Raw genomic sequence first — 20,628 nt, forward strand, 5'->3', positions numbered from 1 at the left:
TCTTTTTCCCTTGTCCCATTCCATTCGCATCAAACTTTCTCCTGAAAGAATCAACTCTCTAAAAGAACTACAATCCCTTACGAATACTAGTTTTAAGGATGTTTCTCTTCTCCACCTAGCTTTTGTTCATAGGTCCTTTGCCAATGAAGACTCAGATCGGTATCTATCTGACAATGAAAGATTGGAATTTTTAGGTGACTCGGTCCTTGGGATCCTTGCTGCTGAATACCTTTATAAATCATTACCCAAAGGCAAAGAAGGGATCTTGGCGAAACTCAAGAGCAAAATGGTATCAGCACCTGCGATTGCAAAATTGGCACGTGTCTACCGGTTCCCTGATTTTTTGTTATTGGGAAAGGGTGAAAAAGAAAAAGGGGAAGTGAACTTAAATCTACAAGCAGACTGTTTTGAAGCCTTCTTAGGTGCTTTGTATCTGGACCAAGGTTTAAACAGTTGTCGGATCTTTTTAACCCCACATTTCCAATCGATGGAAAAAAAAGTAGAGTCGGCGGAAGAAACAAAAGATTACAAAACCATTTTACAGGAATATTGCCAAAAAAAATGGAAAAAATTACCAGAGTATGTTTTATTGAAAGAAGAAGGGCCTGACCACGATAAAGAATTTTCTGTATCAGTTTCCTGTGAAAATCATTTTCAAACGACGGGTGATGGAAAGAATAAACGGAGAGCCGAACAAATGGCCGCAAAAGCAGCTCTGCGTGTTTTGAACTTATTATGATCGATTTTTTACTCAAATCAAAATCCATGAGAGTCCGGGTCGCGGCACTCATCCAAGATCCCAAAGGCAAAATTTTACTCGTCCAACAACAGAAAAAACAATCTGGGTATTGGTTACTTCCTGGTGGGGGAATTGAATTTGGTGAATCGGGTGAAGAAGCTCTCAAACGAGAACTAAGAGAAGAACTGTCTCTCGAAGTAAGTCACACTGAATTTTTATTATTAAATGAATCCATTGATCCCAACAAAAAAAGACACCTGATACAAATTGTATTTTTAACAAAGGTAAAAGAACTTTTGCCAGTACTCAATGCGAAAGAAAAAGCAATATCAGGATTTGGTTATTTCACACCAAAAGAAATTCTATCTATGGATTTAAGACCTGATATAAAACATTTCTTTCGGACCAAAAGCACAAATAAACCTAGATATATTTCAAGCCCATGGGTGAATGAACCATGAAGTTATCAGAACGAGAAGTCGTCGGTTCAGGATTTGTTTACCCTGTCGAGTTACATGAAGACTTTGTTGGTCTTTCTGAAAAACTGAACAACCTCAAAAAAATATCACATGTCTTTGTTCTCACAAGCCGTGAAATCGCAGGCATTTATGAAAAGTATATCATTAGAGAACTCAAAAACAGTTCTCTTCCATTTTCCTTTATTTACTTAAAGTCAGGTGAAAAAAACAAACACATTGACCGTGTCAAAAAAGTATACCACCAACTCATTGAAGCTGATGCCGATCGAAATGCGGTGATCATTGCCTTTGGTGGCGGAGTGGTGGGAGATTTTGCTGGTTTTATCGCTGCTACTTACCAGAGAGGCATTCGGTTCATCCAAGTCCCTACAACCTTACTTGCTTGTGTGGATTCTTCTGTTGGTGGAAAGGTCGCGGTAAATGTTGATTCAGGCAAAAATATGGTGGGTGCTTTTTACCAACCTCAATTTGTTTTTGCTCCACTCTTTACACTTTCAACCTTACCAAAAAAAGAATGGAGTTGTGGTCTTGCAGAGGTGGTAAAACATTCTTTTTTGGATGGTGGGAATTTTTTTGAAACAATTTCCAAGTCCAAACGTTCTGATTTTTTTGAAAAGTCAGATATTCTGCGTTATGCGATCGAAGAATCCGTAAGAGTAAAGTCATCAATTGTTTCCCAAGATGAAAAAGAATCGGGATTACGTGCCGTCCTCAATTTAGGACACACAACTGGCCATGCAATTGAATCACTCACACTTTACAAAAAATATTCACATGGAGAAGCAGTTTCTGTAGGTCTTGTGACTGCATTGTTATTATCAAAAGAATTAGTTGGTTTTTCTGAATCCAACTTCCAAAAAGCCATATCACTCATGTCCCAATTAGAATTACCAACTGTTTTGGAAGAAAAACCGGATTTGGTTTTAAAACACATGGAACATGATAAAAAAAAGGATGGGAATACTTTAAAGTTTGTTCTGTTGGAAGACTTCGGTAAACCAAAGTTTGGTGTTCCGGTCGAAAGAAAACTAATTCTAGATATATTGAAACGCCACAAAGGAATCAAACTCAATGGGTAGTGGAAGTATAAAAGAATTTTATTTAGATCTAAATCCATTAACTCTATTGAGAAGCAATAATAGAGAATTTGCTGAAACACTCATTTTATTTGCCTATATGGTTGTGTTTGCAGTGATTTGTTACAAAATCACAATGTTCCTTGTCGAGAGAATTAAACCTGCTCTCGATCCAGTACATGAATACAATCGTAGAAAAGTAGCTAGGATGGGTTTTTTACTCGTTTTTGCGATAGCCTATTTACCTATCATTTTTTCGAGTTTATCACTCCTTCCAACAGTACTTGGTCTAGCTGGTGCAGGGATTGTGATCTCACTGAAAGAAGTATGGCTCAACATGGTTGGTTGGTTTATGATCATGGGTGCCAATGGATTTAAAGTGGGTGATCGGATCGAAATTGATTCAATCAAGGGTGATGTTGTTAATATTGGATTTTTTAAGTTTACCTTACTTGAAATTGCACAAGACCCAAGATTTGAACAATCGACAAATCGTCTGATTCATTTCCCAAATTATAATATTGTATTACACCGTTTTTTCATCGTATCCGAAACTATGGATTTTGTTTGGGATGAATTTCGTGTATACTTGGAACTTAGATCCAACTGGGAAAAAGCAGAAAAAATTTGTTCTCAAATTTTACATGAAGAGTTGGTGCTCGCTCCGGAACTAGTAGAATCCAAAATTCGAGAAATGTCAAAAAACTATCTCGTCAGACTTGGCAAAACAACACCGATTGTTTACACATCATTGGAACCAGAAGGAACCATTTTAATGTGTTTGCGTTATCTTACACCAATTCGTTCCAAACGATTGAATCGAATCTTAATCTCAAAAGAAATCTTAACAAAATTTAGAGAAGAAAATGACATCTACATCTACACCCATTAAAGACAGTCCTGTTTGGATTTTTATTTCCCTTCTCTTAGTAATTTTCCTTGGTGGATATTTATTTGGACCATGCAAAGGAAAAAGTGAAAGACCAAATACAGTTCCAAAAGATGCAAGTTTTGATAAAAAAACAAATCACTACCAAATGATTGGAGAAGGTTATTTTCGTGAATGGTATGAAAACGGAAATTTGATAACAATTGTCCCAGTAAATGCACTTGGAAAACCAGAAGGGATTGGTAAAAAATTAAACTATATCGATGGAACCACCATTATGGAAGGAAAGATGGTGAATGGAGAGAGAGATGGACTTTGGAAATTCTATTTCTCAGATGGCAAAATTTATATAGAACAAAACTATAAAGCTGGTTATCGAAAAAAACAACTTTGGATCCAAACTGCTGAAATTGGAAATGAAAACGGAGCTTACTTTCGTTATTACCGCAATGGACGTTTGAATGAAAAGGGATTTTATGACGGAGGACTTCGAACAGGTGATTGGGTGAGGTATTACCCAGATACAAAAGTAGAAGCTAAGGGCAGTTATTCAGAAGACAAAAAAATTGGTGAGTGGTTTTATTATTACCCAACGGGTGTTAAAGAAGCATCCGAAGTGTATTCCGATTCTGGGGAGCTTATTTCACGTAACACGTATTATCCGAATGGGAACCCATGGTGTATTGTAAAACAAAACAAAACACCTGAATGTAATTGATTTTAAAACTCTGTTGTTTTCCCGAATAATCCTAAATTGTTTTGGATGAGATCAATATTAAAGAGTAATAAACTAAACAAAAATGTTACAAACAAAATGATGAGTATCGTTGTGAAGATGGAAAAAAATCCATTTCGTAAAAAACGATACTGTAAGTAGGCAAAACTGACAGAAAGGTTTTGCCAATTTTTGTTTTGGGACTCACCACCCACTTTGTTATAATTGAAGATATAAAATACAGACAAGAGTCCAATTAAAAAGAATATAAAGTAACTAAATTCACTTACATAGTGTTTTTGTAAGAGAAACAGTGGGATATAAATTAAATTCCCAATTAGAATTCCAATCAGTATGATCACAAGAACATGGAAAATGGGGACAAAATAGGTTCCCGTTTTGGTTTGGTTAGGAGATCTTCCTTCTTCTTCCAAAGAAGAGGAAAATTGTAAGGATTGAAATCCTTCATATGGTTCCTTGTCTTTGATGATGGTACGATACGCTAAGATTGTAAAGATATAGGTACAAAGTAGGAAGAGAAAATAAAAATAGGAAAAAATATCTTTTTGAACCATTAAGTTCAGTTGGAAAAATATTTTTGGCAATAATACAACGAGTGAAACTGGATACAAAACATGTGCCATTGATTTGTGAAACCAAACTCGGAACATATAAGTCATTGCAGTTGAAAAGGTTAAAAAAAGATAAAACAATAAAAGGCCAAGTAATAGTTTTTGGCCGATTAGCACTCGTTTGACATTATCTTTTGTGTCCTCTAAATCTGTATCAATTGGTAATTCTTTTGATTCGATTTCGACTAAAAAAGATTCAAGATAAGAGATTCTCCCGATCACACCATTTTCGGCGATAACCTTGGGTTTTATCGTTTCCAAATTGGTTTCCGATGATTCAGAAGAGATAAAATCGGGGAATTGCACTGTATAGTCCACAAAAAGCGAATGGAGGACAACCAGTGCGATGAAGAATGGAGATAGAATTGGTAATTTTTTTCTGAATTGGGTCATTAGAGTTTAGAGAATTACAAAAATTGTCATCATACCGATTGCAAGTACAACAAGCATGATGATATAAGGCATCAAATGGAAACTTTCATCAGCGGCCAAATTAGGATTTTGTTTTGCTTTCGTTATTTTGGCTGTTGGAGAGGCAACAGAGTTCATAATATTGGCAGCACCCATATTGCTATCAGTGGTTTTAATTTTTACTGAGTTTTCTTCTTCTATGATTTTTCCATAGATTTGTTCATTGATTTTGATCACAACTTCCGAAAAGTTTTTGTTATTCGAAATGTTTACAATTTTGGCTGGGATTTGTTTGATCGCACCCGACTCTTCTTTGAGTTCCAAAGTATTGATGATGGAATCTGTGATAGAATCTCCAGGCACTAATCGTACATATACATTGTCACCTGCTTTCAGTTCTACGAGAGGCACACCATTCACTGGTGAGAGTTGGAATTTAAACTGAACAATTTGTTTGTCAGCAGGGATGAGAAATCCAGATGCTTGTGGAACCGGTGTGACGGGAGGTGCTTCTTTTTTGGCAATTTCCTCTTCGTCCACAGTGGTTTTTGTCATGTCGTTTGGATCAATCAGTTCAAAATGAACTTCCACTTTTGGTTCTGAATTTCCAGCAGTTCGTTTGTGAATTTCACTGAAAACAAAGTCCAATCGGTCAGTCAAATTGTGATCCATGTAATGGAGGATCTCTTCTAAAAAACTTTCGGAACCAAACTTGGTTTTGATGAGTTCCTGTAAGGACTTTGTAATGTTTTTTTGTTGTTCCCCTTTGTAGATCACCCTTTGCATTCGGTTATAGAAGTCTTGGAAGGTGGACCGAACGGGCAGAAGTGAGAGGGGACTTGTACACGAAACACCCTCAAATTTCACCGATTTGATTTCAACCGGGTCAATGATGGCAGAAACCATGGTGTACACCATATTGGCTTCGTCTCGAAGATTGACTTTGACAGAATAATAGTTTGGTGTTTCAGGCATAAGGTTCTTTTTTGACAGTATCCATCTTTCGAAGAAAGCTGTCAAAAAGATTAGGTCATCATGGGAATCGTCTCTTTAATCACTATTCGTTACATCCGAGGGTCCCGCGTTTTGGGATTCCTCTCCATTAAATCCAGACTATCGTTCATCGTGATGGCAGTGGGAGTGGGGCTTCTTGTTGTCGTTCTTTCCATTTTTAATGGGTTCCAAAAACAAGTGAAAGAATCCCTTTGGCAAGGTGGTCCACACATCACCATCGAAAATTCCTACGGTTCAGGGGCCATTTATGATTATGAAACAGTCATCAATCATTTGAAATCCGATCCGAAACTCGCAGAATCCTTTGTTTCTGTGGAAGGGAATATCACAAGCCACGGTCTCATCCAAAGTAATAATAATTTTAACCCGATTATGATCCGTGCGGTTCCCATTGACTCGATTGAAAAATTAGTAGAAAACGGACTCCCGAACTTCCCTCGCATTTTGCAGTACAACCGTGACGAAATCCCTGCGATCAATACAAAAAAACTCGTAGTTGTTGGAAAGGAAATGAGTGCCATTTATGGGTACGGGATTGGACGTGAGATCACGATGGCAGTTCCTGGTGGCAGGTTCACGGTCGAACGGGGAGTACAAGTGAACGTACAATCCTTTCGATTGGTGGGACTTTTCAAAACTGGTTATTATAATTACGATTCTAAGTTTGTCTTTTTATCTCTCCCCCAGGCCCAAGAGTTTTTTAAGATGAAAGGTGCTGTGAACCAAATCGCCATTAAGGTTCGTTCTCTGGATGATTTAAAACTCACCAAACATAGAATCTTATCTCGGTTAAACGAAGAAAATTGGAACCAAAAAATCCAAGATGATACATCTTGGTCGGTAAGGACCATCGCGGAAGAACAAGAGAACTTCCTTGCTGCCCTCAGGTTGGAAAAAACCATCATCTCCATCATTGTGTTTCTTTTCATTGTCCTTGCGGCACTTGGAATGGTGGCAACTGTCCACTCTCTCATTCGCGCGAAACGTAGATCCATAGGAACCTTAAAAGCACTTGGACTTGCTTCCAATGATATCCTTCTCATTTTCACACTGAATGCAATGATTGTGGGCATCTTGTCTTCGTTAGTGGGAGGGATGACTGGGATTTTTATTGCGACAAAGTTAGAAGTCATCATCAACGCGATTTCGGAAATCATCAATGGAGTGGGAAGTCTATTAAATCCTGGGGATTGGGATCCTGTGGAACTGGTTCCAAAAGATATTTATTACTTTGATCACATCCCTGTCGATATTGATATTTCCTTTATCTTTATGGTGACAACGGCTGCTACCATTCTCTCAGGCCTTGCTGGGTATTTCCCTGCACGTATGGCTGCAAATCTAAACCCAGTGGATACCATTCGCAATGACTAATTCTGAAATCAAACCAACTGTTTCTGTTCGTAAATTAGAAAAGTACTACCAAGTTGTGGACAAAAGATACCATATCATTTCAGGTCTCGACTTTGAAGTGTTACCTGGTGAAATCGTTTCTGTGGAAGGTGCATCTGGTGTTGGAAAATCCACTCTCCTGAATATCCTCGGCGCCATGGATTCGTTTGACGACGGTGAGGTGGAAGTCTGTGGAGTTTCACTAAAAAACCTCAGCGAAAAACAAAGAGAGAGTTTTCGTGCTGAAAAAATCTCGTTTATCTTCCAACAACATTTACTACTTCCCGATTTTACTGCCTTAGAAAATGTGATGATGCCACTTCTCATTGCTAGGATGAATCCATCACAAGCAAAGGCGGAAGCCATTGAAATTTTAAAAAAAGTAGGTCTTGGTGAACGAACCGAAAGTTTTCCTTCCCAACTTTCAGGGGGAGAAAGTGCTCGTGTGGGTGTGGCGCGTGCCCTTGTGGGAAGAAGGCAACTCATCCTTGCAGATGAACCAACAGGGAACTTAGATCGGGACAATTCACGTCATCTCATGGATCTCATCAAAGATTTACAAAACGAATTTAAGTTTTCTCTCATCCTTGTGACTCATGACTTGGAACTTGCTTCCATGGCACATAAGAGGAATCGAATTGTTTCCGGTAAACTATCGCCTGTTAGCCTGTAATGTATTGCCGGATTTGTGGCACAAAGGATTCGCAATTTCAAATTTCTGGTAAATATGGGTGTGAACATTGTGTGACAGTGTTTCCTGTTCCCAAACAATCTCGTCGATTGTGGATACCCAATTCTCTTTTAACAGAAATTGAGGAAATTTTTTCGAATAGCCAATCCAAAATCCAATTCCTGTCGTATCGAACTCGGATCACAAGGAATTTGGCCCATTCTTTGTTTCCCTTTTATGAACCAAAGGAAATGGAGGCAAGACGCCTGTTAGCCGAGAGTGGGTTTTGGAAAGATCCAAAAGAGGGACCAAACAGTTTTACTGTCTCAAAAGAAGGAATCAGTCCAATTTACCATTTGTATTTAGGTGCGGAAGACCATGTACGTTTGGAAATCCTTCGCATTTTGGATCTAAACTACGGACAATTGCAAAACGCCAAGAAAACCTTACAGGCAAGGCTTTCGAAAGAAAAAAGGTCCCTCCTACGTTTGTTCTACAGTCGGAAACATTGGGCTTACCGCCAGGGGATTGGGTTTATTTCCTCTTGTCCTACCAATTTGGGGAAAGGAAGGAGGGATTCTCTCCTTCTCGGAATCAAAGAGGGAGTGGATCCCAGGTTCTTTTCACTTTTCGAGAAACTTTCTGAATTTGGTATAGAAATTGCTCCTTCCACCGATCATAGAAGAGAGTCCCTGGGAAACTTCCGCGGACTTGTCGTAAAAATCTCGTGGAAGAACGCATTCGCGGTCCAAAAACGTCAGTTTTACAAAATTCTTGGTTTACGAGGCTCCCTTTGAACCAGTACGGTCATGATGGGAACAAGGACGTTCGTCTAATTACTAAAGGCAGGGTGCGGCATGTTGGAATTCACCAAAAGAGCAAAAAGAGTCATCAACGAAATCGCCCAAGATGAGGCTAAACGTTTAGGTTCCGATTTTATCGGTCCTGAACACATTCTACTTGGGCTTCTCCGGGAGGAGGACTCTGTCGCGATAAAGATTCTAACGAATCTAAACATCAATTTAAACGAACTCCGTAAAGAAGTGGAGAAACGTACCCGTGAGGGTTCGGGTGCTTTGTTACTCGATGTCAGCCAAGGGCAAGACAAGTACCAAAAAATGATCGAAGTTTCCAAAGAAGAGGCAAAACGCCTCAAACATAATTATGTGGGAACCGAACACATTTTACTCGCATTACTCCGTGATAATAATAACATCGCTGGCGGATCTTTATCTTCCTTCAGTGTGAACTATAATGTCATCAAATCGGAAATTTTACGTCTACTCGGAGCACCACCTTCGGGTGCTGTGGGTGGTGGAACAACTGGTTCTCAAACCACAGGACAAAGCCAAACACAAACGGCAACTCCTAGACAAGAAAAAAGTAAAACTCCGATCCTTGACGAATTTGCGCGTGATCTAACACAACTCGCTCGTGAAAAAAAATTGGATCCAGTCATCGGAAGGTCAAAAGAGATCGAACGAGTGATTCAAATTTTATCTCGTAAGACAAAAAATAACCCAGTCCTCGTAGGAGAATCAGGTGTGGGTAAAACTGCAATTGTAGAAGGTCTTGCGCAAGCGGTAGTGGAAAAATTAGTTCCCGATTTACTTTTCGATAAACGAGTGTTATCTTTGGATTTGGCAAGCCTTATTGCAGGAACCAAATACCGTGGTGAGTTCGAAGAACGATTGAAAAAGATCATGAAAGAGATCGTCACTTCACAAAACATCATCATCTTCATCGATGAGTTACACACTCTCATTGGAGCAGGTGCGGCAGAAGGGGCAGTGGATGCAGCCAACATTTTAAAACCTGCACTCGCTCGTGGGGAACTACAATGTATTGGTGCCACCACCAATAACGAATACCGTAAGTACATTGAAAAAGATTCTGCTTTGGAAAGAAGATTCCAAATGGTGAAGGTTCTCGAACCTTCTGTGGATGATGCGGTTCTCATTTTAGATGGATTGAAAAAAGCATACGAAGCTCACCATAAGGTGCGTTATTCGGAAAAAGCAATCGAACAAGCTGTGAAATTATCTCATCGTTATATCAATGATCGTTTTTTACCAGACAAGGCGATTGATATCATTGATGAAGCGGGAGCGAAGGCACGTCTTGCGAATTGCCAACGACCCAATGAAATCAAAGAGATTGAAGAAGAGATCAAAGCACTATCTGTCAAAAAAGAAGATCTAGTACGTAGCCAAGAGTATGAAAAGGCCGCAGCAGTTCGAGATGAAGTGAATCGTAAAAAAAGCCAATTGGAAGAAAAAACCAAACAATGGCAAGAACGTATGGAAGGCTATGCTGTTTCGATCGAAGAAGAAGACATCCTTTCTGTGGTCAGTTTATGGACAGGGATTCCTTTGAAAAAAATGGAACAGTCCGAAAACACCAAACTTCTCAATTTGGAAGAGGACATCAAATCTCGTATTGTTGGCCAAACAGAAGCCATCGAAAAGGTGGCACGAGCTGTCAGACGTTCTCGCACAGGTCTCAAAAGTGAAAAAAGGCCTACGGGTTCTTTTATTTTCCTTGGACCAACAGGTGTGGGAAAAACAGAACTGGCAAAAGCTCTCGCAGAGCAGTTGTTTGGTTCTGAGGACAATATGCTTCGTATTGATATGTCCGAATATATGGAACCTCATGCAGTTTCACGACTCATTGGAGCCCCTCCAGGGTATGTTGGGTATGATGATGGTGGCCAACTCACTGAATTTGTGAGGAGAAAACCATATAGCCTCGTGTTACTCGATGAGATTGAAAAGGCTCACCATGATTTGTTTAATATCCTACTCCAAATTATGGAAGAGGGAAATTTAACAGACACCAAAGGTCGTAAGGTCAATTTCCGAGATACCATTATCATCATGACATCTAATATCGCTGCTAAGGAAATTTCCAAAGGTGGACGATTGGGTTTTGAAGATTTTGCGGAAGAAAGAGAAACTTACAAAGCAGAACAAGCAAGAGAACAATTGAAAAAACATTTTAATCCAGAGTTTCTCAACCGTGTGGATGAAGTGGTTTATTTTGCTCCTCTCAAAAAAGAAGAAATCGTTAGCATCGTGGATATCATGTTAAAAGATTTTAACAAACGTTTGACGGAGAAAAAGGTTCTTGTGGAACTCACGTTAGGTGCAAAAGAACATTTTGCCACCATTGGATACGACCAAAACTACGGGGCACGACCTCTCAGACGTGTGTTCCAGAGAGAGTTGGAAGATTATATGGCAGTGCAGTCTCTAAAAGGGGTATATGACAACCCTACCAAAATTTTGGTAGATTTGGCAGATGGAAAACTCGTGTATTCCGAAACTCCTTGGTCCGACTACAAAGAAGTACCGAAAAAAGACGACGGTTCTTCTCCAAACACTGAGGAAAAAGACTTAGCTCTCGTATAGAGAGTGAGAAGGAAGGCGAAAGGAAATGGCAATTCTCATTCCCCTCGTCTTCCTATTTTCTTATTTTTTCATTCGTAAAATCTGGTTCCAACTTCGTAAAATTCGCACTGTGGGAACGATTGAGCGCATCGAACTCGGTTACATTCGCCCGAATTTAATCCTGCCTGAAGCCAAAGTTCATTACAAATACTACTTCCAATCGGGTTTGTATTATGGTTCTGGGTATTTGGGTTTATCAGATTTTTTGCCTACGGAAGAATTCCATCTACATTTGGGTCCTGGGGAAAATCCAATCCTCTATGTAGGAGATTTGGAAATCATTACGGAAGAACATATCGAACATTACTTGCTTTCCAAAGGGGGAAGCGTTTTCCTATACCTGGACCCTATTGAACCATACCATTCCAGGATCGATACGGTCAATTTGAACTCCATTACGGTTCCCTCGGATTTACTATGAAACATTTTTTTCACATCACTGCTGTTATTTGTCTACTTGTATCCTCACTATATGCGCAAGAGAAGGAACAAGTTGGTTCTGCTTATTTCCAAGCGGTAGATGAATACAAAACCAAAAACTACTCTAAATCGATCGAACTAGTCAAAAGCCTACTCGTTGATGGTAAGTCTTCCTACGAATTTTATGCATTACTTGCTTACAACTATGATAAGTTAAACGACTTTGATAATTCTTATAAAAACATGTTGGAAGCTAGAAAACGAAAACCAGATGATGAAGATCTCCTACAAGGAAGCCTTGCCATCTTAACTCGACATAAAAAATGGAAACCTGCGATTGAGCTCGCTGAAAAAGCGATTCCCATGTACCCTCAAAATCCAGAGATTCGATATTATTATGCTTTAGCACTTTCTGAAAAGGGAGCTTCCAAAACAGCTCTTTCTCAAATTGAAAAAGCAAAAGCCGGAAGTCCGAGTGATGTCCGTATGTTAGAGTTAGAAGGTAAAATTTATTACCAATTAAAAAACTATGATAAGGCTGATATGAGTTTACGTTGGGCATCAAGTATCAACCAAAACTCTGCAGAAATTTGGAATAACCTAGCGCTTGTTCAAGAGTCATTATACAGAACGAATAAAAAATTAGGCAAAAAAAATCAGGCCAATACCTATTTGGAAGAAGCTAAAACATGTATAGAAAAGGCATCTTCTCTCAATGGTGAAAGTAATACCATCAAAGAAAATTCGAAAAGGATTACTGCACTCGCGGCCCTGTGAAAATTAAGTTCCATACTCTTGGTTGCCGTCTCAATTTTTTTGAGACAGATGGAATGTACACTGTCCTAAAAGACAAAGGGTTTACTCTTGCGACGGCAGATGAAAACGCTGAATACATCGTTGTCAATACTTGTACGGTTACAAACAAAGCTGATGTTAAAAACAGAAACATTATCCGTAATGCGATTCGCACAAACCCTGGGGCAAAAGTATATGTTACAGGCTGTTATGCGGAGACAGATAAAGAAGTATTACAAAATATCCCTGGGGTGTTTGGTGTTTTTGGGAATACCGAAAAGAGTAGCCTTCCTTACCAAATTTTGGCGGATTGGGAAGGGAAAACCTATTCACAACCGCAAAACTTAGATCGTTTTTCCTATTCAGATGTTTTGCCGGAAGGACATACCAGAGCTTATTTAAAAATCCAAGATGGTTGTAACCGTAAATGTTCTTATTGTAAAATCCCCGCAGCGAGGGGACTTGGAGTCAGCCGAAACTACGGGGACATTATCGACCAAGTTAAATACTTACAAGACAATGGAGTAGGTGAGATCCAATTAACAGGCGTTAATTTGGGTTGGTACCGATTGGAAAATGGAGAAAAGGGTTTTCTCAATTTAGTGGAAGATATCTTAAAAGTTTTAGAATACTCAAGGATTCGTTTGTCTTCCATTGAACCTCCTGATGTAGGATCTGGTTTACTCGATCTGATGCAACACCCAAGGTTTTGTAAATTTTTACATGTTCCCATCCAAAGTGGAAGTCGTAAAATTTTAAAAGATATGAGACGAACCTACCACCCCGATGCGTTTCGAACACGTATCGAACTTGCAAAATCAAAACTTCCCAATTTATTTTTAGGAACTGATGTAATTGTGGGTTTTCCATCTGAAACCGAGGTGGAATTTCAAGAAACCAAGCGATTGTTAGTTGAACTTGGGTTTGCCAAATTACATGTATTCCCTTATTCTGTAAGAAAAGGAACTTCTGCTGAAAGTTTAGGAGATCCTATCCCTGGGGATGAAAAAAAACGTCGTGTTTTGGACCTTATGGCACTCAGCTCTAAGTTACACGAAACCTATGCAAAAACAGCTATTGGCAAAACCTTTGAAGCAATTTTAGAAAACGATGGAAGGCTTGTGACGGATCATTATTTGAAGGGACGTCTTCCTGAATCATTCCCAATTGATACCTTACAAAAAGGGCAGTTTGTTGATGTTAGGTGTGAAGAATATTTCCCCGCCAAAGACAAAGAAGGTGAATTTCTCTTTACCTTTGCTCGTTAATTCACAAGAAAAAAGATTTCCAAATCAATCGAAGTGATCATGATGGGGTCATCATGAATCGTAAAAAACTCTACGGGTTCGTATCCTTAATTGTGATCATTCTAATTTTGTCCCTTGTTTTTTTCTTTCGAGGTTCAAAGTCCAATCTGATTGTCATCAAAAAAGGTTCGTTAGTGGAAGCTGTCTATGCACTGGGCACTGTGAAACCAGTGGATAGTTTTATCTTAAAGTTTGGAATCGCAGCATCGGTCCGAGAGATTTATGCGGAAGAAGGACAATCAGTCAAAAAAGGAGATCCACTCCTAGTGAATGATTCAGGAATTACTTTCCGTTCACCGTTTAGTGGCACCATAACCAAACTCAGCATTGCAAAAAACGAAACGGCAATGCCTGGGTTACCTATATTGGAAATCCAAAATCTAAAAGAAGTGTACATCTCAGTTTCTCTCGACCAAGAATCAGCATTACGAGTGAAACCAGGACAACATGCCCAACTCAGTTTTGAGTCCATCCGAGGGAATGTTTACAAAGGCGAAGTTGAACGAATTTATCCATCGAACGGTCAGTTTCTTGTGAGAATTAAACCACATGAATTGCCCCAAGGAATTTTGCCTGAAATGACAACAGATGTTGCCATCGAAGTTTCTTCCAAAGACAATGTGATCCTTGTGCCTCTCGTTGCTGTGGAAAGAGGGAAACTTACACGTTATCGAAATGGGAAACGCGAAAAAATCGAAATTCGAATTGGTGCCATTAATTCAGAGTTTGGTGAGCTCATCCAAGGGGATTTAATCGAAGGGGATGAGGTCCTAGTCAAAAATTAAATGTTATTCCTTGCGATTCGCCAAATTTTATCGAGACCCCAACAATCTATTTTGACTCTGATTGGGATTGTTCTTGGGACTGCTGGATATATTGTATTTTCTGGAATTATGCTTGGTTTCCAAGCAGTCATTACTGACCAACTTGTGAATTCAGATGGTCAAATCAAAATTTCTCCTAAAGATGAGCTTGTCACCGAACGTACATTTGATGATGTATTTTTTCAAGGGAAAGAAGTTAGATGGCTCTCACCGCCTTCTGGAAGAACCGATAACTCAAGGTTAACGAATGTTCTTGGGTGGATGGATAAATTGTCCAATGACCATAGGGTGATATCCTATGCTCCTCAACTCACAAAAGAAGTTATTTTTGTGAACGGAAAATCAACTGCACCTGCAAGGTTTGTGGGTGTGGATCCGAATATCCAACCAAAGGTCACCAATCTCAGTGATTACATTGTGGAAGGAAAATTGGCGGATCTATCACGAGGAACTTCTCTTGCCATTGCGGGAGAAGGAGTTCTGAATAAACTCGGTGCTAAATTAGATGATACTATTTTTGTTTATATCCCTGGAACAGATCTCATCCCGATCAAAATTGTTGGTATATTAAGTACGGGGAATCGAATGATAGATGAAGTGACAGTTTATTCCTCATTATCCTCTGTTCAAAGTATTACAAAGTCCAGTGGTGAAATTTCACAGATCATTGTCAAAATTAAAGACATTCGAATGGCAAAAGAAATTGCTGAAGATTGGAGATACTTTAGTAAAGACAAGGTTGAAAGTTGGGACGAAGTGAACGCGAGTATCTTACAAGTGTTTCGCACACAAGATATTGTTAGGAACTCAACAACATTTACCATCATCCTTGTTGTAGCTTTCGGAATTTATAATATACTCAATATGGTGGTAAATCAAAAAAAGAAAGAAGTCGCCATTTTGCGATCCATTGGTTTTGATGAAAAGGATACCATCCAATTGTTTATCTTTCAAGGATTGTTTCTCGGTACAATGGGTGCCATCATTGGGATTTTTGTAGGAATACTTGGATGTTATTATATAGATGGAATTCCCATTGGCGATCCCAAACAAAACTCAAAAGCACTCATGAAAACAATGATGATTTCTTGGGATGTGATGATTTATGTTAAAGGATTTTCAATTGCAGTTCTTAGTGCATCTATTGCAAGTTATATTCCCGCCCGTATGGCAAGTCGTTTGTCTCCCGTAGACATCATCAGAGGTGCTACATGAGTCTGGGAATAGAAGCAAACCAAATTTATAAATCATTTGGTGAACCTCCTCAGGTTGTATTACAAGATGTATCCTTACAGATCAAAGAAGGTGACTTTGTTGCTCTCACAGGGAAGTCTGGTTCCGGTAAGTCTACACTTTTGTACATTGTGAGTGGACTTGATTTTCCGACAAGCGGTGATGTGAAACTGGGAGGTACATCTTTATTGCAGATGGATAGTAAAGCCCTTCATGAACTTAGAAATTTATCCATTGGTTTTGTCTTTCAATTCCATTATCTGTTACCAGAATTAACAGGATTAGAAAATATCACGATGCCTGCCCGTAAAACTGGGAAACAAAAATTAGTAGAAGAGTATGCTCTTCATTTGATGGAAAGTTTTTCTGTTTCTCATTGTAAGGATAAGTTTCCAAGTCAGATGTCAGGTGGTGAAGGGCAAAGGGTTGCGATTGCACGTGCTCTTGTCCAAAAACCTAAGTTTTTGTTTGCTGATGAACCCACTGGGAATTTAGATACGGCTAACGGAGACAAGGTGATGGAGATCTTTAAACGCATCAACAAAGAAGATGGAACAACGATTCTATTTGTTACGCATGACCCCGATTATGCGGCAATTGCTCGCCAAAGGATCCACATGGTGGATGGAAAAATTGCTGAAATTTCATAGAAATTCTGCTATAGTAGTCTAAATCTGATTCTATAGCAGATATTTTCCAAAAAAAATGATGAATTCGTAAGCTCTTCAATCAGTTTGGTAACAGACATGTTTGAACATTTTGAAACCGAAGCCATCCGCATCCAAACGAAACGTACTGGGGAAAAAGAACATTCAACTCCCTTATTTTTGACATCTAGCTTTGTGTTTGATGATGCCGAACATGCGAGGGCACTTTTTGCAGAAGAAGTAACAGGGAACCAATACACAAGGTTTTCCAATCCCAATACAACCGAACTTATTGAAAAATTATGTGCGTTAGAGCACACAGAAGATGGAATCGCCACTGCGTCTGGTATGTCTGCTGTCTTTACCTCTATCTTTGGACTTGTAAAATCAGGGGATCACATCGTATCTGCAAGAGCAATTTTTGGATCCACTCATCAAATTTTTGCGAACATATTACCACGGTTTGGTGTAACGACAACTTATGTTGACATGGATAAACCAAAGGATTGGGAATCCGCAATTAAAGAAAATACCAAGATCCTTTACATTGAAACACCTTCTAATCCAGGGCTTGATATTGTGGATTTGGAATGGGTAGGTGCTTTATGTAAAAAGAAAAAGGTCATTCTCATTGTTGACAATTGTTTTTGTTCTCCCTATGTGCAAAGACCAGCAGACTTCGGAGCTGACATTGTGATCCATTCTGCAACAAAATACTTAGATGGACAAGGTAGAGTGATAGCAGGTGTCATTTTAGGTAAAAAGGAACTCATCCAACCGATCCGCTATATGGCTAGAAACACAGGTCCTTCCCTCTCACCTATGAATGCTTGGATCATTTCTAAAAGTTTGGAAACTTTGGCAGTTCGAATGGACCGCCATGCAGAAAATGCGATGAAACTTGCTACATTCTTACAAGAATCACCAGATGTGGAACTAGTAAGGTATCCATTTTTACCAAATGACCCTGGTTATGCGATTGCAAAAAAACAAATGCGATCTGGAGGAGGAATTGTCTCCTTTGTGATCAAAGGTGGGGTCGATAGGGCTAAAAAATTTTTGGATGCACTCAAATGGTTTTCTTTAACTGCAAATTTGGGAGATACAAGAACCACTGTGACTCATCCAACTACAACCACACATTCCAAACTGACGGAAGAGGAAAGGTTGGCAGTGGGGATTAAACCAGGTCTCATCCGAGTGTCAGTGGGACTGGAACACATAGACGATATCATTGCCGAAGTAAAACAGGCATTGGCAAACTCAAAGTAAACAATTTGAATTCACTTTCTCTTTTTTCGGAAAGAGAAAGTGTTAATTGTTTTTTGGTTTCCTCTGATAGAAACTTACTCTTTATCTGTAAACTCTCTTCGAAACTACGAACATAGTGTTCATCTGGATCTACTATCGTTTCCCATACTATTTTTTCTACCCTTCTATTGTTCAGTTTGTATGTAAAATCTAGTGTATGTTTATCGTTAGGTGAAATTCTTGTATCATAGTATTCTTCTGAAAGGTTTGTGTTGACAAGTCTTCCAATAATCGATTCTTCGATTAATATTTTTTTTCCGTTTGCCTCGATTGTATAAAATCGTAAATAAATTTTTGGAACCAAGTAAGTTGGAAATTTGTGACCAACGGCGATAGATTTAAGTTCTGCATAGATACGAATTTCACCATTGGATATTGTCTCTAGTTTCCAGGAAGGTTCTACTGAGTTCCTCACGAAATCAGGATCATGGATTCCTTTCCAAGAATGTTCCCGGTCTGGCATATGGCAATTTTGGCATTGGATCCCTTGTTTGGCAAATGATGAATTTTCCCATTCTTTGTAAACTTCCATCAGTTGTTTTCCATTTAAATACACACCATTCTCTGGACTTTCATGACAGGATTTACAAAAGAGTGAAGATTCAAAATCATATATCGCTTTGAATCCGTTATGTGGAAAGGAATCATTTTCTGTTTCATTTCGATTAAAATTTTTTCTTTGAGGTCCATACCAAGTTTGATTTCGGATATGACAACTTGCACATTGGATGGATGGATTCGAAATTCCTTTTGGGAAATGTTCTTTTTGAGACTGTATGATTTCTTTTGTTCGAAAAGTTTCGGATAGTTCTGCCTTGGTTTCTTGTAAGGGAGAATGGCAGTTTAAACAATTATTATATTCTTTTGATTCTAAATTTGTTTTTTGCCAGAGAAGTCCATTCCCAATGGACTTTGCATGGAAACTACTTTTCCATGATTTCCATTGGATTTCGTGGCAAGTGGCACATTGTTTTGGATCCATGTTGGATTCCATAGAGGAAAGTTGTAATTGTTTTCCCTGGTTGGAACCATTTAACAGAGGTAAGGGATGATTCCAATGTTCAACAAGAAATGAATTCTCTTTACAACTGGATAAATTGATTGAAAAACAAAACAATAACGACAGTTGTAAAGTAAGAAACTTCATTTCTTTGGATGTTATTTACGAATGATTATCCACCGCAAGCATTTCCTCCACCTCCTGAGGGAGCACCACCTCCACCACTCGTTCCTCCACTTGAACTATTACCACGTAAAAACAATTTATCTTCTGACCTAATTTTATTCGAAGATTTTGTAAATTGTCTGGTAAAGTCCAATTGATAGTTAGGTACATTGGCATCTGCATTTGTTGTAATGGATTCTGCAAGTGCAGATAAGTCCGTTCTCCAATAGGATGCGGGTTGGGTGATGGCACTAGGGCTAGAGCCAGAACTTGGTGAACGTAAACCTAGAGCACCGAATTGTTTCCAACCTGCTTCATAAAATCGAGTTGGTTTTCCTAGAATCTGGTGTAGGGCAAACCATACAACCGAAGTGCGAATTCCTTCTTCCCCGTACAAATAGATTAATTTCTGGTCAATATAACCAGTATTAGTTAAGTAAGTTCCAAGTTGTGAAAAGGACTTGAATTGAAAACTAGTACCGTCATACAAATCAGTTGGAATCAAATTTGATGCTGATTTTATTCTTCCTTCATACGTAGTTACACAGGAATTGGAAACAAAACTAGCATTTGTTTTCGCTGTACAGTTTGTGTATTTTGTACCTGATGCTGTAGAGTTAGTTGTACCAGTGAATGCAGCATTTGGTCTGCCATCAATTAAGTAATAACCTTCAACGGGCACGGGATCTACTTCTTCTAGGTTAGAATTTCCATTCTTTATGGAATGAATGAGATCTCCAATCGTGAGTTGTATCGATGTATGATCACGTAACAAAGTTTTGGTAAGACCAGCTCTATTGCTATTTGCGTAATTATATGTAGGTGTCGTAAAAAGAGTATTGGAAGCAGTTAAATCTGCAATCGATCCATTCAGAACCGCCAATCTTTCCTTTGGGAATCCCCAATACAATAACGCATAGTAGGCGAAAGTAGCTGATGATAAATTTGAGAGATTTGAAGTGTCTTGGGCAAACACAACATAATCAATCGCCGGATCTATTCCATAAATAGCGAAAAAATCAGAGACTTTTTTGCCCTTTCCAACAATTCCATCTACAGACAAAACACCATCATCTCTTGTATCAGTTAACAAATCATTTAAATTCGTAACAGGGTATGCATATGTTTGTTTCCCATCAAAAAATACAAACCTTCCGCTTGAACCTGATGACTGGATTTGGAATACAATTAGATTTCCAAAAACAGTATTAGGTTTGTTTGTTGACCAATTAGATAAAAACCTCGAAAGTTTTGTCCCTGTGATGAGCCCACTTTGGTTCTGGTTGTAATCGTAATTGGAAAGAGTCGCAAGTTCTAACGGTGTATAATTTTTAAAAAGAAAAGGTGTTAGATCAATTTTAAGACTCTGAGGTAAAAAAGCATACTCAGGTTGGCCTTTGCAACTTAGAATAGAAAATAAAAAAAGTACCAGTAGTTTATGTTTTGAATATCGCATTGTT

The 20,628-nt window shown here is 38.8% G+C and carries 20 protein-coding genes; 16 read left to right on the forward strand and 4 right to left on the reverse strand.

Annotated features, from left to right (window positions below; all coding sequences use genetic code 11):
• Window positions 1-10 precede the first annotated feature (10 nt).
• The 5 genes from rnc to CH354_RS12490 are packed head-to-tail and all read left to right on the forward strand — an operon-like array spanning window position 11 to window position 3,901.
• Window positions 11-739: a ribonuclease III gene (gene rnc / locus CH354_RS12470; RefSeq protein ID WP_100718958.1), complete on the forward strand. Its 729-nt coding sequence runs from the start codon at window positions 11-13 to the stop codon at window positions 737-739.
• Window positions 739-1,200 (forward strand): NUDIX hydrolase, encoded by a 462-nt coding sequence (locus tag CH354_RS12475; protein WP_372487286.1) that lies wholly within the window; start codon window positions 739-741, stop codon window positions 1,198-1,200. Before rnc ends, CH354_RS12475 begins: the two co-directional genes overlap by 1 nt.
• Window positions 1,197-2,297, forward strand: a complete 1,101-nt coding sequence (gene aroB, locus CH354_RS12480; protein WP_100726973.1) for a 3-dehydroquinate synthase — start codon at window positions 1,197-1,199, stop codon at window positions 2,295-2,297. Before CH354_RS12475 ends, aroB begins: the two co-directional genes overlap by 4 nt.
• Entirely contained in the window at window positions 2,290-3,186 is an 897-nt protein-coding gene (locus tag CH354_RS12485) for a mechanosensitive ion channel family protein (protein WP_100718961.1), read from the forward strand. Before aroB ends, CH354_RS12485 begins: the two co-directional genes overlap by 8 nt.
• Entirely contained in the window at window positions 3,161-3,901 is a 741-nt protein-coding gene (locus CH354_RS12490) for a toxin-antitoxin system YwqK family antitoxin (protein WP_100726972.1), read from the forward strand. Before CH354_RS12485 ends, CH354_RS12490 begins: the two co-directional genes overlap by 26 nt.
• A 2-nt stretch (window positions 3,902-3,903) precedes the next feature.
• Here CH354_RS12490 and CH354_RS12495 read toward each other — a convergent pair whose 3' ends face one another.
• Together CH354_RS12495 and CH354_RS12500 are read right to left on the reverse strand one after the other, a co-directional pair.
• On the reverse strand, window positions 3,904-4,923 hold the full coding sequence (locus CH354_RS12495) for an LIC_10230 family protein (RefSeq protein WP_100726971.1): 1,020 nt from the start codon (window positions 4,921-4,923) through the stop codon (window positions 3,904-3,906).
• Between the two features lie 6 nt (window positions 4,924-4,929).
• On the reverse strand, window positions 4,930-5,916 hold the full coding sequence (locus CH354_RS12500) for a hypothetical protein (protein ID WP_100726970.1): 987 nt from the start codon (window positions 5,914-5,916) through the stop codon (window positions 4,930-4,932).
• A gap of 60 nt (window positions 5,917-5,976) precedes the next feature.
• On the opposite strand from CH354_RS12500, the gene CH354_RS12505 reads away from it, so the two are divergent.
• The 11 genes from CH354_RS12505 (at window position 5,977) to CH354_RS12555 (ending at window position 17,964) form a co-directional block, all read left to right on the forward strand.
• Window positions 5,977-7,329 (forward strand): ABC transporter permease, encoded by a 1,353-nt coding sequence (locus tag CH354_RS12505; protein WP_207762685.1) that lies wholly within the window; start codon window positions 5,977-5,979, stop codon window positions 7,327-7,329.
• Window positions 7,322-8,020 carry an ABC transporter ATP-binding protein gene (locus CH354_RS12510; protein ID WP_100718965.1) on the forward strand — a complete coding sequence of 233 codons (699 nt, stop codon included), beginning with the start codon at window positions 7,322-7,324 and terminating at the stop codon, window positions 8,018-8,020. The genes CH354_RS12505 and CH354_RS12510 overlap by 8 nt, the downstream gene beginning before the upstream one ends.
• A 71-nt stretch (window positions 8,021-8,091) precedes the next feature.
• Entirely contained in the window at window positions 8,092-8,814 is a 723-nt protein-coding gene (locus CH354_RS12515; RefSeq protein ID WP_239671336.1) for an ATP--guanido phosphotransferase, read from the forward strand.
• A 60-nt stretch (window positions 8,815-8,874) separates the two neighbouring features.
• Entirely contained in the window at window positions 8,875-11,427 is a 2,553-nt protein-coding gene (locus tag CH354_RS12520; RefSeq protein WP_100718967.1) for an ATP-dependent Clp protease ATP-binding subunit, read from the forward strand.
• Window positions 11,428-11,452: 25 nt separating this feature from the next.
• Entirely contained in the window at window positions 11,453-11,887 is a 435-nt protein-coding gene (locus tag CH354_RS12525) for a hypothetical protein (protein ID WP_100718968.1), read from the forward strand.
• Window positions 11,884-12,663, forward strand: coding sequence for a tetratricopeptide repeat protein (locus CH354_RS12530; RefSeq protein ID WP_100718969.1), 780 nt, complete (start codon window positions 11,884-11,886; stop codon window positions 12,661-12,663). Before CH354_RS12525 ends, CH354_RS12530 begins: the two co-directional genes overlap by 4 nt.
• A complete protein-coding gene (gene mtaB, locus CH354_RS12535; protein ID WP_100718970.1) occupies window positions 12,660-13,949 on the forward strand; it encodes a tRNA (N(6)-L-threonylcarbamoyladenosine(37)-C(2))-methylthiotransferase MtaB in 1,290 nt (429 codons plus the stop codon). Before CH354_RS12530 ends, mtaB begins: the two co-directional genes overlap by 4 nt.
• Before the next feature lie 53 nt (window positions 13,950-14,002).
• Window positions 14,003-14,773: an efflux RND transporter periplasmic adaptor subunit gene (locus CH354_RS12540; RefSeq protein ID WP_100718971.1), complete on the forward strand. Its 771-nt coding sequence runs from the start codon at window positions 14,003-14,005 to the stop codon at window positions 14,771-14,773.
• Window positions 14,774-16,027 carry an ABC transporter permease gene (locus CH354_RS12545; RefSeq protein WP_100718972.1) on the forward strand — a complete coding sequence of 418 codons (1,254 nt, stop codon included), beginning with the start codon at window positions 14,774-14,776 and terminating at the stop codon, window positions 16,025-16,027.
• The gene (locus CH354_RS12550) at window positions 16,024-16,695 is read left to right on the forward strand and encodes an ABC transporter ATP-binding protein (RefSeq protein WP_100718973.1); all 672 of its coding nucleotides are present in this window, start codon (window positions 16,024-16,026) and stop codon (window positions 16,693-16,695) included. The genes CH354_RS12545 and CH354_RS12550 overlap by 4 nt, the downstream gene beginning before the upstream one ends.
• Window positions 16,696-16,791: 96 nt before the next feature.
• Complete coding sequence (locus tag CH354_RS12555; protein ID WP_100718974.1) at window positions 16,792-17,964, forward strand: trans-sulfuration enzyme family protein; 1,173 nt, start codon at window positions 16,792-16,794, stop codon at window positions 17,962-17,964.
• On the opposite strand, the gene CH354_RS12560 is transcribed toward CH354_RS12555, so the two are convergent.
• Window positions 17,924-18,985: a multiheme c-type cytochrome gene (locus CH354_RS12560; protein ID WP_243396071.1), complete on the reverse strand. Its 1,062-nt coding sequence runs from the start codon at window positions 18,983-18,985 to the stop codon at window positions 17,924-17,926. The two genes, CH354_RS12555 and CH354_RS12560, sit on opposite strands and share 41 nt — an antisense overlap.
• Window positions 18,986-19,175: 190 nt before the next feature.
• Entirely contained in the window at window positions 19,176-20,624 is a 1,449-nt protein-coding gene (locus CH354_RS12565; RefSeq protein ID WP_100718976.1) for a rhodanese, read from the reverse strand.
• Window positions 20,625-20,628 lie beyond the last annotated feature (4 nt).

The sequence above is a fragment of the Leptospira levettii genome (assembly GCF_002812085.1).
GTDB lineage: Bacteria > Spirochaetota > Leptospiria > Leptospirales > Leptospiraceae > Leptospira_A > Leptospira_A levettii.

Excerpts from the sequence above, each read along its gene's own strand:
- aroB (WP_100726973.1), top strand. The coding sequence starts at position 1,197 with ATGAAGTTATCAGAACGAGAAGTCGTCGGTTCAGGATTTGTTTACCCT.
- CH354_RS12485 (WP_100718961.1), top strand. The coding sequence starts at position 2,290 with ATGGGTAGTGGAAGTATAAAAGAATTTTATTTAGATCTAAATCCATTA.
- CH354_RS12490 (WP_100726972.1), top strand. The coding sequence starts at position 3,161 with ATGACATCTACATCTACACCCATTAAAGACAGTCCTGTTTGGATTTTT.
- CH354_RS12495 (WP_100726971.1), bottom strand. The coding sequence starts at position 4,923 with ATGACCCAATTCAGAAAAAAATTACCAATTCTATCTCCATTCTTCATC.
- CH354_RS12500 (WP_100726970.1), bottom strand. The coding sequence starts at position 5,916 with ATGCCTGAAACACCAAACTATTATTCTGTCAAAGTCAATCTTCGAGAC.
- CH354_RS12505 (WP_207762685.1), top strand. The coding sequence starts at position 5,977 with ATGGGAATCGTCTCTTTAATCACTATTCGTTACATCCGAGGGTCCCGC.
- CH354_RS12510 (WP_100718965.1), top strand. The coding sequence starts at position 7,322 with ATGACTAATTCTGAAATCAAACCAACTGTTTCTGTTCGTAAATTAGAA.
- CH354_RS12520 (WP_100718967.1), top strand. The coding sequence starts at position 8,875 with ATGTTGGAATTCACCAAAAGAGCAAAAAGAGTCATCAACGAAATCGCC.
- CH354_RS12525 (WP_100718968.1), top strand. The coding sequence starts at position 11,453 with ATGGCAATTCTCATTCCCCTCGTCTTCCTATTTTCTTATTTTTTCATT.
- CH354_RS12530 (WP_100718969.1), top strand. The coding sequence starts at position 11,884 with ATGAAACATTTTTTTCACATCACTGCTGTTATTTGTCTACTTGTATCC.
- CH354_RS12540 (WP_100718971.1), top strand. The coding sequence starts at position 14,003 with ATGAATCGTAAAAAACTCTACGGGTTCGTATCCTTAATTGTGATCATT.
- CH354_RS12545 (WP_100718972.1), top strand. The coding sequence starts at position 14,774 with ATGTTATTCCTTGCGATTCGCCAAATTTTATCGAGACCCCAACAATCT.
- CH354_RS12550 (WP_100718973.1), top strand. The coding sequence starts at position 16,024 with ATGAGTCTGGGAATAGAAGCAAACCAAATTTATAAATCATTTGGTGAA.
- CH354_RS12555 (WP_100718974.1), top strand. The coding sequence starts at position 16,792 with ATGTTTGAACATTTTGAAACCGAAGCCATCCGCATCCAAACGAAACGT.
- CH354_RS12560 (WP_243396071.1), bottom strand. The coding sequence starts at position 18,985 with ATGGATCCAAAACAATGTGCCACTTGCCACGAAATCCAATGGAAATCA.
- CH354_RS12565 (WP_100718976.1), bottom strand. The coding sequence starts at position 20,624 with ATGCGATATTCAAAACATAAACTACTGGTACTTTTTTTATTTTCTATT.